The organism is Rhodopirellula islandica, assembly GCF_001027925.1.
Taxonomy (GTDB): Bacteria; Planctomycetota; Planctomycetia; order Pirellulales; family Pirellulaceae; genus Rhodopirellula; species Rhodopirellula islandica.
In genome coordinates, this window is sequence record NZ_LECT01000007.1 from 90,136 (window position 1) to 104,962 (window position 14,827).

At 56.8% G+C, this 14,827-nt stretch carries 12 protein-coding genes; 7 read left to right on the top strand and 5 right to left on the bottom strand.

Annotation, left to right across the window (positions count from 1 at the left end; translation table 11 throughout):
• Positions 1-6: 6 nt before the first annotated feature.
• Together RISK_RS03215 and bcp are read right to left on the bottom strand one after the other, a co-directional pair.
• On the bottom strand, positions 7-1,893 hold the full coding sequence (locus RISK_RS03215) for an Hsp70 family protein (RefSeq protein ID WP_047812816.1): 1,887 nt from the start codon (positions 1,891-1,893) through the stop codon (positions 7-9).
• A gap of 6 nt (positions 1,894-1,899) precedes the next feature.
• Positions 1,900-2,397: a thioredoxin-dependent thiol peroxidase gene (gene bcp, locus RISK_RS03220; protein WP_047812817.1), complete on the bottom strand. Its 498-nt coding sequence runs from the start codon at positions 2,395-2,397 to the stop codon at positions 1,900-1,902.
• A gap of 304 nt (positions 2,398-2,701) precedes the next feature.
• Here bcp and rsfS point away from each other — a divergent pair, with 304 nt between their 5' ends.
• The 3 genes from rsfS (at position 2,702) to RISK_RS03235 (ending at position 5,694) form a co-directional block, all read left to right on the top strand.
• Positions 2,702-3,106 carry a ribosome silencing factor gene (rsfS, locus tag RISK_RS03225; protein WP_047813011.1) on the top strand — a complete coding sequence of 135 codons (405 nt, stop codon included), beginning with the start codon at positions 2,702-2,704 and terminating at the stop codon, positions 3,104-3,106.
• Between the two features lie 61 nt (positions 3,107-3,167).
• Positions 3,168-5,183 (top strand): arginine--tRNA ligase, encoded by a 2,016-nt coding sequence (gene argS / locus RISK_RS03230; RefSeq protein ID WP_047812818.1) that lies wholly within the window; start codon positions 3,168-3,170, stop codon positions 5,181-5,183.
• Between the two features lie 124 nt (positions 5,184-5,307).
• Positions 5,308-5,694 carry a hypothetical protein gene (locus tag RISK_RS03235; RefSeq protein ID WP_047813012.1) on the top strand — a complete coding sequence of 129 codons (387 nt, stop codon included), beginning with the start codon at positions 5,308-5,310 and terminating at the stop codon, positions 5,692-5,694.
• 189 nt (positions 5,695-5,883) lie between these two features.
• Here the strand turns inward: RISK_RS03235 and RISK_RS03240 are convergent, their stop codons facing one another.
• Entirely contained in the window at positions 5,884-8,007 is a 2,124-nt protein-coding gene (locus RISK_RS03240) for an adenylate/guanylate cyclase domain-containing protein (protein ID WP_047812819.1), read from the bottom strand.
• A 276-nt stretch (positions 8,008-8,283) separates the two neighbouring features.
• A complete protein-coding gene (locus tag RISK_RS03245) occupies positions 8,284-9,588 on the bottom strand; it encodes a BaiN/RdsA family NAD(P)/FAD-dependent oxidoreductase (protein ID WP_261340209.1) in 1,305 nt (434 codons plus the stop codon).
• A 231-nt stretch (positions 9,589-9,819) separates the two neighbouring features.
• Between RISK_RS03245 and RISK_RS03250 the strand changes: the two genes are divergently transcribed.
• The 3 genes from RISK_RS03250 (at position 9,820) to RISK_RS03260 (ending at position 13,068) form a co-directional block, all read left to right on the top strand.
• Complete coding sequence (locus RISK_RS03250; RefSeq protein WP_047812820.1) at positions 9,820-10,947, top strand: fatty acid desaturase family protein; 1,128 nt, start codon at positions 9,820-9,822, stop codon at positions 10,945-10,947.
• Positions 10,948-11,057: 110 nt separating this feature from the next.
• Complete coding sequence (locus RISK_RS03255) at positions 11,058-11,864, top strand: aminotransferase class IV (RefSeq protein WP_236695985.1); 807 nt, start codon at positions 11,058-11,060, stop codon at positions 11,862-11,864.
• A gap of 436 nt (positions 11,865-12,300) precedes the next feature.
• Positions 12,301-13,068: a helix-turn-helix transcriptional regulator gene (locus RISK_RS03260; protein ID WP_047812822.1), complete on the top strand. Its 768-nt coding sequence runs from the start codon at positions 12,301-12,303 to the stop codon at positions 13,066-13,068.
• Between the two features lie 126 nt (positions 13,069-13,194).
• On the opposite strand, the gene RISK_RS03265 is transcribed toward RISK_RS03260, so the two are convergent.
• Positions 13,195-14,058, bottom strand: a complete 864-nt coding sequence (locus RISK_RS03265) for a GAF domain-containing protein (protein ID WP_047812823.1) — start codon at positions 14,056-14,058, stop codon at positions 13,195-13,197.
• A 259-nt stretch (positions 14,059-14,317) separates the two neighbouring features.
• Here RISK_RS03265 and RISK_RS03270 point away from each other — a divergent pair, with 259 nt between their 5' ends.
• On the top strand, positions 14,318-14,716 hold the full coding sequence (locus RISK_RS03270) for a hypothetical protein (RefSeq protein WP_047812824.1): 399 nt from the start codon (positions 14,318-14,320) through the stop codon (positions 14,714-14,716).
• Positions 14,717-14,827 lie beyond the last annotated feature (111 nt).

The window sequence follows — 14,827 nt, forward strand, 5'->3', positions numbered from 1 at the left end:
GTCTTCCTAGGACTCATCTTCTTGGCGAGCGTTGAATTCGAGTTTCCAACGACGGTCACCCCGTTTGTCGTGGCACCAGAGTTCAAACATCCCCAGTTCGGTCACGCGAGATTCGAATTGCACCGGGACGAAGCTGTGGGCCGCTTCGTTTTCAGCGGCAGGTGAATTGGGATCCCCGCCTTCGGATCGATGGTGATCCAATGTCAATTCAATGGGTTCGCTCTCTTGCAATTCGGTGGGACTCCAGCGGTCCAAGCGATCGCCGGGTTTGTCGCTGGCGCGCGTCGTGGAGGAGAAGAATCGGAATCGAGCGGGGGTGCCAACGACGACTCCCACCTCTTGTCCTGGAACTTCCGCTTGGGTTCCTTCTTCCATGCCTTGTGCTGCCACACAGACCGCACGCAGGGGACGGGGAGCCCCAGGGATCGCCATGCCGGCGGTTTCAATGCCAATGTAAAACGCTTTGGCTGTGCCGCCGCGAATTCGGATGCCGCCATTGGATTTGGTCCAACCATAGTAGGCCGCACCGATCGCAACGGCGTCGTTGAGGTCATCAGTGGAGGACAACGTTTGGACGTCTGTGTCGGTCCAAGAGGAGAGCGTCGACTCCAGTCTTTCACGCATCACGGGACTTCGAAACACGCCGCCGTTGAGCAGCAGGTGCGTGACCGGCCCGTGGCTTTGATCGTCTTCTGGTTCACCCTTGTGATTGAGAACCGATTGATCCGATAGAAACGCTGCGATGTGTTTGGTGATCGCCGGATCCGACTCATATGGCAACCCCACGTCTTGAAAGCCGCTGACCACGTTGGCTTGCGGGCGTTCCTGCGGAGCGCACTGAGGGAAGAACCCGTCCAGCAAAAGCGTTGCCGCATCGCTGCGTTTCATCTCGGTGGTGATCGTGCCACCGATCAGTGAGCTGCCGCGACCGAGAACGGAAATCGATTGGGAATCGGGACCGTCGTGGCTGAGCAATCGTTCTTTGGCATCGCGACAGGCGTGCCAGAGAGAAGTGCTTTGCCAAGGGTCCAAGTCATGACCGGACTGCCGGAATTGCTCGGCGGCTTGATAGGCCAGGGCGAGGTCCATGTTGTCACCACCGACCAACAAGTGATTGCCGACGGCGACTCGTTGCAGTGTCAATTCGCCGTCTTCTTCGTGCACGCCAACGAGTGTCAGGTCGGTGGTCCCACCACCAACGTCAACGACCAACAACGTGTCTCCGTTGTTGAGTGATTTTCGCCAACTGCCGTCGGTCGATGCGAGGTAGCGATAGACGGCGGCTTGAGGTTCTTCCAGCAGGACAAAGTTTTCATTCAGTCCTGCGCGGATGGCCGCGCGGCGTGTCAATTCGCGTGCGGCGGGGTCAAAGGAGGCTGGAACGGTCAGCACGACCTGTTGTTGATCGATGGGGGCATCCGGGAACTGAGACTGCCAGGCAGCCACCAAGTGACGCAGGAAAATGCCGGTGCATTCGACCGCTGAAACTCGCGGGATCTCATCGGGCGATTGCCATGGGAGAACGGGCGAATCAGGATCGACCTTGCGTTGACACAACCAACTTTTCGCGGCCACGATGACGCGTTGTGGGTTGTCAGCGGCTTGTTGCCGCGCGTAAACGCCAGCGACGCCTTCGGTGGACGACGGGAACCGAGCGTGATCGCTGGTGACTTCCAGCGAGTCGACTTCTTGATCCCGGGGCAAGTAGAGAAACGACGGCAACGAGGTTCGCGATTCGACCTGGCCGGACGCGACGACCTGGGGGATCGGCAGCAGTTGGATCTCAGGGGCTTGGTCCGCCCCGTGGGCTTCCACATCGGATTGGGGGACGTAGGCAACCACACTGTTGGTCGTGCCCAGGTCGATCCCGATGCAATATTTTTGCTCGCTCATGATGATTTAGTTTTGCTCTGAGAGTGCAGCGAGGGCGTCGAGGACCTGTTGGTCGTGGCCGTCGACGCGAACACGTTTCCAGACCTTGACCACTTTGCCGTCGGCGTCGATCAAATAGGTCGAGCGTTGGATTCCCATCGATTTCTTGCCGTAGAGGTTCTTCTCTCGATAGGCACCGTATTTCTCGCTCATGGCATGGTCTTCATCGACCAGCAATGGAAACGGCAGCTCAAATTTTTCGCGAAACTTGACATGGCTTTCGGCGGAATCGGTGCTGATTCCGAATAGCTGTGCTCCGGCCGCCTGCAAGTCGCCGTATCGATCTCGGAAGGCGCAGGCCTCTTTGGTGCAGCCAGGCGTGTTGTCCTTCGGGTAGAAGAACAAAACGACCGGGGAACCAGCCAGATCCTTCAATTGGACGGTTTGCCCGTCTTGGTCTTGGAGCGCGAAGGCGGGGGCCTTTTTGCCGGGATCGATGAAATCAGCCATGATGAGACGCCCCATTTGGGGGCATATGGATTGAAAGGAGGCGGATGGATCAACGCATTGTTTTCGATCGGTCAACTTGTCGCCAGCGGGGGCGGTTGGGCCAAACCAATGGATCGCATCCGAAGCGGGAAATCAGGCCAGATTCAGCCGTTGGAAAGGCAATTGCCGGGTGCCCCCCACAAATAAACGCGTTACACTACGGGGCAATTCCAAGACGTGGGATTGCTCCACCCTCTTCCTTCACCACTCGCATGAAAGTTGTTTGAACTTGTCTGATCAACCGACCTCTTCCTCCAACGACACCCCATCAGTTGATCCCATGGCTCATCCCAGTCGGGCGATTCGGCCGCACGGATTGGAAGAAGCGCGCAAACTGGCGACGGAAGCCGCTCGAGTCGCGTTGGACAACAATGGTCAAGACGTGACGGTCTTGGACGTGAGTGAGCAATCCGCCGAGTTTGATTTCTTCGTCATCGCCACGGGAACCAGTCGCCGTCAATTGCACGCCATCAGCGAGCAGACCGACGACGCGCTTGAAAAAGGGTTGGGTGACCACCGGCAAGGAATCGAGGGCTATCAGGAAAGCAGCTGGATCGTGCTGGATTATGGCAGCGTTGTGGTTCATCTGTTTGATGAAGAGACTCGTGAGTACTACGACCTGGAGTCCTTGTGGGCGGATGCCACGCCCATTCCGTTGGCGGATCTTGGTTTGACCCAACGCTGAATTGCGTTTGGATGTCCCATTTCTTTTTCTTCCCCACCTCCTCTCCAGGTGTGTAGGTTCGATGCATCTACCCAATGTTCTTCAGGCTCGTTTTGTCCAAGCCCTCGAGTCGTTGACGGACTCCCCGGGCGATTTCGCAGGCATGATTCGCGCGGCCGCGGATCCCAAGTTTGGCGACTACCAATCCAATGCTGCGATGCCCTTGGCGAAAAAAGTGGGGAAATCGTCTCGAGACGTTGCTGCGGAATTGGTCCAAAATCTCAATGTGACGGACCTCTTTGAGGAACCTGAGGTTGCCGGACCTGGGTTCATCAACCTGCGTTTGAAGGACTCGGTCCTGTTTGATTCGATTCAGCAAATGTTGTTGGACGATCGAGTGGGCGTGTCCAAGACCTCCGCCCCCAAGAAAGTCGTCGTTGACTTCTCCTCGCCCAATGTGGCGAAACCCATGCATGTGGGGCACATTCGCAGCACCGTGATCGGGGATTGCTTGGCCCGGACGCTGCGGTTCTATGGTGAAGAGGTCATCACCGACAACCATTTGGGGGATTGGGGCACCCAGTTTGGCATCATCATTTATGGTTACCGTCACTTTGGTGACCCCGGAAAAGTCGCGGCCAACCCTGTGCCGGAATTGTCCTCGCTCTATCGGCTTACCAATCAACTGATTGAATATCAAAAGGCCAAACGATCTTTGGTGACGATCGCGGACAAGTTGATTGCCGCGAAACAGGATGCTGCGGACGCGAAGTTGGCCGCCGATCAGGCGGAATCCGATGAAAGTCTGAAGCCCAAAGACAAGAAGAAGTTGCGGAAGAACGCAGACGCAGCGAGTCGGCGAATTGCTTCCACGGAAGCGGAACTCAAGTCCTTGCAGGACAAAGTTGCCGCGGTCGACAACGACCCCGACTTGTCCAAATTGGCGGCGGAGCACTCCGAGGTGGATGTGGCTGTCCTTCGAGAAACGGCCAAATTGCACGAAGGCGACGCTGAGAACTTGGCGTTGTGGAAGGAGTTCTTGCCGCATTGCCAAGACGAGATCAACCGCATTTACGACCGGCTGAACGTTCAGTTTGATCATACGCTCGGTGAGAGCTTCTATCACGACCGTTTGGCAGGCGTGGTGGAGGAACTGACGAAACTTGGTTTGACAACCAAGAGCGACGGGGCGATCTGTGTCTTCCTTGAGGGCTTTGACAGCCCCATGATCATCCAGAAACGCGATGGAGCATTTCTATACGCCACGACGGACTTGGCGACTCTCCAGTACCGTCGTGACGAGTTCCAGCCGGACGAGATTCTCTATGTGGTGGATTCACGACAGGGCGAACACTTCCGAAAGTTCTTCGCCATGGCGGAACCACTGGGCATGGAAGGCGTTCAATTGGTCCATGTCAATTTCGGAACGGTGTTGGGGCCTGATGGTCGTCCCATGAAGACTCGCAGTGGATCTTTGATTGGCTTGGAAAGCTTATTGAATGACGCCGTGAATCGGGCGAAAGAAGTGGTTTGCAATCCGGACCGATTGGCGACGATGGATCCCCCAATGGGCGGAGAGGAACAGCAGCAGATCGCCGAAATCGTCGGCATTGGCGCGATCAAGTACGCTGATCTCTCACATCATCGGACCAGTGACTACAAATTTGACGTCGATAAAATGGTTGCTCTTGAGGGCAACACGGCGACCTATGTGCAGTACTCTTACGCACGAACTCAAAGCATTTTAAGGCGGGCCTCGGATGGCAAAGCCCTGCCCGCATTTGAACAAACGATTGAGCAAGCCAGCGCCACTCAAACGATGAACTTCACGCATCCCAATGAGCGTTCTCTGGCCTTGATGCTGATGCGATTTGAAGAAGCGGTCGAACTCGTGCGACTGAATTATGCCCCCAACGCGCTTTGTGATTACTTGTTTGAAACCGCCAAGACCTACTCTTCTTTCAATGAAAGTTGCCGTGTGCTTGGCAATGATGACCCCGCTGTGATGCAGACTCGATTGGCCCTCGTGGTGTTGACCGGTCGGGTGCTTAAGAAGGGTTTGTCGCTGTTGGGAATTGACGTTGCCGAACGTATGTAAGCGTTCTTCTATGACTATGTTATCTAATTTATGTCAGTTATTGCCTTTGAAGCATTGACAGTAACAGCGTTTTTTATAACGTGTGGCGAAATAGAGTTTTCGAAACACACTTATGGAGTTAAACGTGGCCAAAAAATCTGGTGGACCCAACAAGTCGCAATCGATTCGTGATTACTACGGTGCCAACCCCGACGCCAAGCCAATGGAAGTTGCAGCTGAGCTGAGCAAGAAGGGAATCGTTGTCACGCCTGCTTTTGTTAGCACAGTGAAGTCCACCACGATGGGCAAATCCGCGAAGAAGTCCGCTCGCAAATCGGCCAAGAAGCCGGCCGCCAGCGTGAAGAAGACCACCGGTGCGAAACGCGGCCGACCAGTCGGTAGCACCAACAAAGCCACCAGCAATGAAGTTTCGCTGGATTCGCTGATTCAAGTGAAGAAGATTGTGGAAGAAATGGGCAGCGTGCAGGATGCCAAGAACGCCTTGACCGCGCTTGAAAAATTGATGGGCTGAGACTCACTGAATTGAGTCCCCTTCATTGCACCATCCGAATGACGGATTGCATTTGCAGCGAACCAGTCTCCTTGGTTCGCTGTTTTTTTATGCGCCATCACCGACGTCTTCCTGGAGTCCTTGCAGATCCCCTGCTCAACCCGGATGGACCATCCTTTTGGGCGCCCGGTGACGATCCCTGCAGGGCGACTATTTCGGGAAGTCGAGGATGCCTTCCCAGCCTGGTGGGGCGATTCGATGGTGTTGGAGGATCAAACGAAGGAGAACGTCTTTGGGCCGGTCCCAAGCGGGAAGTTCCAGGAGCCGTTGGTAGGCCGAATCCCAGTCCCCGCTGGCAAATTCGTCCCAGCCCTTTTGATAGGCGTCGATTTGAGAGTCTGTCAAATTCTGGTGCTGGCCGCTGGGGACGACCAATTGATAGACGTCGACCGGGGTCTTCATTCCTGCGACTCGGACCCGTCCCAATTTGCGTCGTCGAAACCTCTGGCTGTCTTCCGAGGTGGAGGTCATGTCGAGCCATGCCTGCAGCGCGTTGGCGGACACATCGTCCATCAGGACTTCGACCCCGAAGTGTTTCGTCAGGCCTTCTAAACGACTGGCCAAGTTCACGACCGGTCCAAAGGCCGTGACTTTGACTTGGTCGACCGTTCCAATTCGCCCCGCGACGGCGGACCCGGAGGCGATGCCAATGCCGCACCGGAATTCGGTTTGTCCGGTGGCGTAGTCCATCCGGATTCCCGCCGCAGCACGAGCGGCCGCGAGCACACTGGCGACCAGCGGTGCGGAGGCCGTGAGGTCTTGATGGGGTTCGGGCAGCTGCAGTTCAATGGGCCAGCCCCAGAATCCCATTGCGGCATCACCATGGAAATCGCCAATCACACCCCCGGTGTCGAGGATGTGACGTGTCATCACACCGAGCGCCGCGCTGACCTGCTCGAGCAACAACAGCAATTGATCGCTCTTCATTTCTGAGGTGCGTGAAAAACCTCGAAGGTCACAGAACATCACGGAGAGTTCGCATTGGCGGGGTTGCAGCCAACTCTGGGGGTCCTGTCCTGAGAGAGCGTCCAAAACCACGGGAGCGAAGAAACGACGCATCGCCAAGTGGCGTTGTTGGAAGTGAGAGGTTTGCCGAATTCCTGAGATCAGCGACCCCACCACTTCGGCAAACTTGACGTCGTCGCCCAAGCGATCCGCCAGGGTGGCAGAGTCGTCGGCGAGTTCTTTCCAGTTGGATCCGAGTGCACGCGACCCCGCCACGTAGATGGCCCATCCGGCACAAGCTTCGCTGCTCAGGGGCACGCAGAACGCCCAGTCCACGTTTTCCGCGGCGGTGAATTCGACGCCGCCGCTGCGTTCGGTTTCCCAAAGATGCAGGACGCTTTCTCGGCGCTGCAGCGCGGTGGTGACCAAGCGAGAGCTGACCGCATGTTGTTGCAGGTCATTCTCTCGACAATCGTAATGCAACACTTTCATATCGGAAGGTTTCGCCGCCGAGGATCCCGTTTGATTGGCAAGCGGTTCGTCGGTTCCGGTTCGATCAGCGACCTGGGCACGGACGATCGCAACGGCCGAAGCAGAGGGAGTCGCTCGCAACAGAGTGTCCGAAACTCGCACCAAGAGTTCCTCGTCATCGACGCTGCCGGCGACGATGTCGGGAAGGCGAGCCAACAACTGGATGCGTCGCCGGGTGTCGCGGAAGTCTCGTTCACGCAAAGCGGAGGAGGCGAAGGCCATTTCCGTGACACCTTCTGCGCTGCGGTTCATGTCCTCGCGCTGAGCGTGCGGGAGGGGCCCGGGACGCGGCGTGGACGAATCGACGGCCCGTTCCTGGATGGACTGGTCGCGGGAGGCTTGATCGACTTGGTCGGTGAATCCAGGGCGACGAGCCAGTGTGAAGGTGGTTTCGCCGATCACGAAGTGCTCCCCCGGAACGACCACGAACCGGTCTCGCGGACGCCCTCGAAAAAAGACAGGGTTGCGTGCTCGAGCGTCCCGGTGAACTTGGACGCGATCGTTGCTCAGCACAGTCAAGATCGCGTGACAACGCGAGATCGATGGGTCCCAGGGGACTTGCCAGTGGATGGTTCGGGTTCGACGTCGATCACGCTGGGGAAGGTGTTCGCGTTCCGATGAATCGGGATCCGCCGAGTCGGTGTCTGAGGCACCGCCAGCTGAAGGTTGGATCTCCATTGGTTCCGGAGTGCCGGATGATTGTCGGCCCAAGAGGACTTCGGCGCCGGCAATCAGATCGGGAAGGCCTTTCCGCCATCGGAATCCATCCCCGGCACCTTGAGCGATCAAATCAGGCATGTTTCGAAGGCTTCCGTGAATGAACCATGAGGCAGGTTGGTGACGCGACCGTTCTTTTCAATGTCCTGCAAAGCACCCGGTCCCGCAGAGTACCCGATCGAGAAGTGTCCGGCAGAACTGGGGGCGAATCGGTGGGGGACACCTCGCTGCATTGAGCGGAGACGAATGGTCGTTTTTGCGATGTGAAAGGGGGCTCGTCGTGTTCGGCACGATGTTGATCTTGGAGACGCGACGTTCGCATTGACGGGGCAGGTGCAACAGGAATGAAAGGCCTTGCTAGGCGTCGTCCCATTGTGCGGCAGCCCTTCCTGCGGCGCGGCCGGTGCTGAACGCTGCCTGGAAGTTGTAGCCGCCAATCCAGCCATCGACGTCAAGGATTTCTCCGGCGATGTAGAGTCCCTTCGCCAGCCGGCTTTGCATGGTCCGCGGATCGACCTCACTGAGTTGAACACCGCCGGCGGTGACTTCCGCTTTGGCAAACCCACGTGTTCCATTGACGGGAAGGTGCCAGCGTTTGAGTTTTTCGATCATGAGGTTGCATTCTTTGCCGGGCAGTTCCGCCAGTTTGCATTGGGCATTCGCCGGATGGCTTTGTTCGCATATGGCCAGTGCCAATCGAGATGGCACCCATTGTTGAAGAATGGTCGCAATGGTTCGCTTCCCTGCATCGCCTGATCGCTTGCTCAGGATCTCCCGAATTTCCGCTTCGCTAGTTTGAGGCGTGAGATCCAGACGCATCGTGGAGTCTTGAATTCGGTCGTAGGCGGTCATGACGCCGCTGACATCCATCGCGGCGGGGCCTGAGAATCCAAAGTGGGTGAACAGCCAGGAGGATCGGCGTTCCAGTTTGGGTTTCTTGCCCGCTCGGTGGTCAGGGGTGAAGACCGAGACATTGACGTCTGGCAGGGTGAGGCCGGAGAGTGCGTGCGTCGCTTCGTTGCCGCCAACCAGTGGAACCAATGCGGGGCGTGGAGCCACGATGGTGTGCCCCAGGGCTCGCAACCAGTCGTATCCGTCGCCTGTGGTGCCGCAGCCGGGCCAGCTCTTGCCTCCGGAGGTCACGATGACACGGTCGGCCTGGAATTCTTGAGCGTTCCCGTCCGATTCGGTGGCAACGCACCATCTGTGTTGGTCCCCCGAAGGTGGCTGGATGCGTTGGACGGAGCAGCGGAGTTCCAATCGGGCGCCCGCGTCCAGCATGGATTGATGCAGCGCGTCTCGAACGTCCACCGCTCGGTTGCTGACCGGAAAAATTTTGCCGGTCTCTTCGCGTTTGGTGGCCACACCGAGACCGTGAAACATCTCGATCACCTCGGAGGGGCCGAATTTGCCAATGCTCGGCTGCAAGAAACGTTTCGCGTGCCCGAAGGCTTGGGTGATTCCTTTGGCGTCTGTGTCGTGCGTGATGTTGCAGCGCGTGCCACCGGACATCAGGATTTTGACGCCTGTTTTGGTGTTCTTTTCCAGGACGGTGACGCGAGCACCCGAGCGGGCAGCTTCCGCTGCCGCCATCATCCCCGCGGCTCCGGCACCCACAACGACAACGTGGGGCTCGGTCGATTGGTTTGCCGCGGGTGTCAAAGTTCTCGGGTCCTGTGGGGTTCGGCGGGGCCTGTGCGATCCGGCAGAGAGGATGGGGGAAAGTCCCGATTCAGCCTTCAATACGTCTGGGTGAGAGACATTGTGTCGCGGCCCCTGCCATTCGGTGGGGCGGAACGGCAAATCTGAATTGCATTTTGCTGCTTGATTAACTAATTCTGATCTTACCTTACAAGCGATGACTCGTTCACACCCTCAATTTCCCAAAGTGAAATGAGCAGTTCCAGTCCAGACGCCTCCTGCGATGCATTCCGTTTTTCAGAGGCTCGCGCTCTCATCGGAGACTTGCAGCGGCCCAATCAAGCCATCTACTGGGTGGACTTTTTGGGCTCGATTTTGGTGGGCCACGTGTTCCTGCACGGCATCTTTTTGTTGCCTTGGTTTTATGGATTCACGCCGCAGGTCTGGGCGGGGATGGCTGTTTGCTATGTGCTGACCCTGATTCTCTACATGCGGGCACTGATGTTCATTCACGAACTGGTGCACCTGCCGGAGAAAGGCTTCACCGCGTTTCGGGTCGCCTGGAATGCTCTGTGTGGGATCTTTTTCTTTGTGCCCTCGTTTCTCTATTACCCGCACGTCGACCATCACCGGCGGAAGCACTACGGGACGGAGCATGACGGCGAGTACTTGCCGTTGAGCAACCGCGGTCCCTGGCTGATTGCTGTTTTCATCGGGCAAGCATTGGTTCTGCCGCTGTTGGCCATCTTTCGTTTCGCGGTGATCAGCCCCATGTGCTGGGTCGTGCCTCGGTTGCGGCCGATCGTTCACAGACACCTGTCGACGATGGTCGTTGATCCATTTTATGAGCGGCCTGATGCTTCGCCCAAAGTGATGCGAATCGTGTTGCTGCAGGAAGCATTGTGCTTTGCCTGGTGCGTTTGGTTTTTGATTCGTGGTGGCATTCTTCGCGATCAATGGCTGGATCCGTTTTGGTTGATTGCCTATGCCGTGGGAGTGGGCATCTTGGTGCTCAACGAAGTCCGCACGCTCGGTGCCCATCGGTGGACCAATGACGGCGGCGAAATGAGTTTTTCAGAGCAGTTGCTGGATTCGGTGAATTACCCCAAGCACGCCTGGGCGAGCGAATTGTGGGGGCCAATCGGCACCCGCTATCACGCTTTGCATCACTTGTTCCCAAGACTTCCGTATCACAACCTCGGCAAAGCTCACCGTCGGCTCACGGAAGGTTTGCCAGCGGAGTCGATCTATCACCAAACCTCCGCGGAATCGCTGGTCTCTGAAATTGCGGCGCTCTGGGCGCGGGCGAGAGAAGCCAAGGAACGCAAGGCGGTTTCGGCGAATGCTTCCGAGTCCACCAACGTGGTTGCGTCCACTTGAACGCGGGGCCGATCGTCTCGGGAACTCAGGATCTGTTTTCAGGCCACCAGGCCTACTTTTGCTGTCCCGCCAGAGACGTCTGCGGGTGGCGGTCATTCCATGAAATCTCATTGCCCATCGACGATCTCGGCTTTCGTCAGGGAGTGACGGCGGTGGAGCGACTTCGGACTTATGGCGGAGTGGTGTTCTGTCCTGAGTTGCATCTGCAACGTCTATCCGAAACGCTTCGGCTGATCAAAATCGCTGGCGGACCGTCCACGGAAACACTCCGCGAACTGATCGCGGAATGCCTGCGGCAGAATGCGGAACTGGTTCAGCAAATGGATGTGGGCATGACCATCTGGGTGACCGGTGGCAGTCGTCCATCGGGCCCGACCTGGGCGGTCCATCTCAATCCGATCGATCACCGCGCGGTCACCGATCGCCAACTTCATGGCCAGCCCGTGGTCATCACGGAAGTGGTTCAGCCGCCCAACGAGTCCTGGCCGCGGCATGCGAAAGTACGAAATCGTTTGCACTATTACCTGGCCGACCTGGAAGCCAAGCGGCAAAATCCGGCGGCGACCGGGGTGCTGTTGGATGCCGATGGCAGCGTGACTGAGTCGAATGTGGCGAATGTAGCGATTGTAGAAGACGGGCATCTGGTCTTCCCACCACAAAAATCTGTGCTCAAAGGGGTGACAATGCATTATCTCCGTCAGCAGGCGGCTAGGATGGGGATCACCTGCCAGGAGGCACCTTTGATGCCTCTCGACCTCCATCAGGCAGACGAAGTGCTACTGATGGGGACCGATACAGGCGTGTGGTTTGCCAGTAGTCTTGGTTACGGGCGTCCTGTTTTTCAAAGAGGGTGTGTCTGTTCGCAGTTGCAGGCCTGTTTTCCAGCTCCCGCGACCGGAGAGGGGGGGGCTCGCTGATCGTTTGTTTAGGTGCCATGGGGGGAATATCGGGCTTGTCATTTGTTCCTTCATTGCGCATATTCACATATCCGATGCTCCTTCTGTTCGCATATGCGAATCAAAGTTTGGCTTGACATCGCTTGCCCCGCGATGTTGAGCCTCTTTGGAAGGTGGTTCTGTGGGGACTGCATTGTGCCCCATTGGCAGTCTCCACAGGCCACCACTTCTTCGTATCTGGTCAAAAAGATGACATGAGGGCTCATTGATTCCATGGTCTTCTTCAAATTGAATGTCCTGAAATTCTGAACGCACCAGTTCAGCTGTCGGATGGCCTTTCAGAGGTGTTACCAGACAGCTACCCTGGGGAGTCGCCAGCTCGTGACCGCCTTGAGCGAATCTGAACTGATTGGATTCTTCCGCGGTGTTTTTCTCCCCATGGGGGGCGAGGCTTGGCATGGTCCAGCAACTAGTCACCGCAATGCATCGCATCGCATACCGCCGCCCATTCGCCGAAGATCGGCTGGGGGTGGATCGATGGTTGAGCACTCAGTTCAGCACCTGTTCGAGCGCTGGATTGTCGGGCGGCGACTCCGCAGTTGATTGGACGAAGGTTCCGCTTCAATCCTTTCGTGTCTCGCTCACAGAATTGCGTCTTGAGTCAGGGGTTTTGATACTGGATCAAGGTTGCCGGTTGGTCGCCTGGAATCAAACACTCGAAGATCTGTTTGTGGAGGTTGAATTCCGTGCCATGGAGTTCTTGCCTGATAGTCTTCCCGCGGCGATTGTCCAGATGCTGGGGCTTGGAAGCGAGCTTGTCTCGTCGGGCGCGACTGATTTGGACTACTCCTTCCAAGCAGAAGATGATCGCGACCGAAGATGCCTGTGGGATGTGTCCAGCATACGACTCGATCTCAATCTGGGTGCCGGTGCGATCTGTGCGATGTTGATCCGGCCGGTTGCGCTGTTGAAGACCGACGCGGCGGAGGAAGGGCCATCCTTGAGCGAATCGCTGTTGGTGTTCCAGCAATTTGACTCCGTCGATCGGCAGATTTGCGAGGCCATCGCGATGGGGGACACAACCAGCGAAATTGCCACCGTGGTCGGTCTCACCCGTCGCTCCGTTGAGGTGAGACGAGCCAAGATTCTGGAGCGTCTTCAGTTCACCCGTCCGGTTGAGATTGTTCGTTTGGTGGTCCGGTTGGAAGAAAACGGTTTGCTATAGGGACCGAGTTCTTGGCGGGCATGCCAGCGTGGTGTCGAAGAGGTGTTGTCTGAATGCCTTGGTTGGAATCGGGATGTGTGGCGAATGCCAACGCAGCTCTTCTGTCGGGGGACTGCTGCTGACCTGCTAGACCTTGGCGGTCTCAGCAACCTTGAGATTGAAGGCTTCGCAATCGGATGTGATACCGCGGATTGCCAAGCGGTCCTGAATCGATCGCCCTCGTTGGATCACCAATGACATCTCGTGGTCTTCCAGCAAAATTTGAAACTGGTCGGCGGCGATGTGCCCGATCAAATGGTCCGAGCCAAATTCGTCTTTGAGCGCCGCGACGACCTGCGACAAATCCGTCTGAGCGGTGAGTTGGATGTCCACTTGCAGGACATTGGAGGGGCGTCCCAGGCGATTGGCACGTTCGCGTTCTCTTTGAATGAGGCGACTCCAGCCTTCTCGATTGAAATAGGTGGTGGTTGGATCCACCATTTGATGCAGCGATGAGCGATCACTTTTTCGCTGCAATGCTTGCAACTGCAATTCCATCGAAAGGAAGCCACCGAGCAACCGGGCGAGCAGTTGAATCAGGGGCAGATGGGATTCAAATTCTTCGGGCTGGATTTCCGGATCGATGCCACACAGCGTGCCGAAGAGTTCGCCATCTCGATCCAGAATCGGAACGCCAGCGTAGGACCCAATGCGAAGCTTTTTTGAAATCGTCGATCCGGCAAACTTCGGGATCTGCTGGGCGTGCCGAGCGATCTGAGGTGCGGTTCCCTCAATCATGTGCTGACAAAAAGAATCGGACCACTGAATCATGTCGCCGGAGTCCACGGCATACACGTGATTTGGATCCGCGCGATCGAGCACGATCCAGGCCTCGTCCTCGGTGCGTGTGATCATCCACAGGGCCAACCCGGTGGTTGACTGCAGATGTTCTAAAACCACGCGGCTGGCTTCGCGAAAGTCCAGCGTTGGGGAAAGCAATTCAAGAATCATGGCAAATCATTTGCAACATGGATGACGGGTGGAGGCGGACGACCGCAACCCACCCAAATTCTTCACTATCACGCAATTGTGGCAGAGAGTCCGCTCATGATACTCCCTGAACGATCGCAGGTAGGATCCCAATGTTGTGAGAAAAATGCACTCTCCTGCCGGGGGTGCAAAAAAAGCCGGAAAAAGCAGCCATCAACAAAATGGCGATTTCTGAGGGGCCCTGATTCTGTAAAGTCGCCAGGTTCGTTATCTTACCACCATGCCTGCGGATCCCGATCTCGATACGAACGAATGCCGAACTGCCATTGAGCAGCGTGATGCTGCGTGTTTGGCGGATTGCCTGATGGCTCACTCCTACGTCTTGATTCATCTTCGCGAAGAGGATCCGTCGGACGAATTGGGGGCCCTGACGGCTGAGTTAGAGGGAACGCCGTATCTGGTGGCGTTCACAGGGCAAGCCCAGGCTGCGGAATTCGTGGAGTTGCGGGCCGATCTGTTTGGCGATGACGAAGTCGGCGGTTTCATCGTCGATGGCGAGACTTTGTTGGATTACGTGGCGGATGGGCATGGCTTGCTGCTCAATGCCGATCTGAAATCCATGTGCCGGGTCGATGCCGAATTGATCTCCGATGTCCTGGACGAATTGAACCTGGACTGACGGTTTTGATTGCGGAGCTTTCCGTTGTCAGGCAAGCGTTCGCTCGGAACTACTTTTAAGCAGGTCGGCAGGAGTCTTTCGGCATTTGGACTGTTTCGGTAAGCGTTGTTG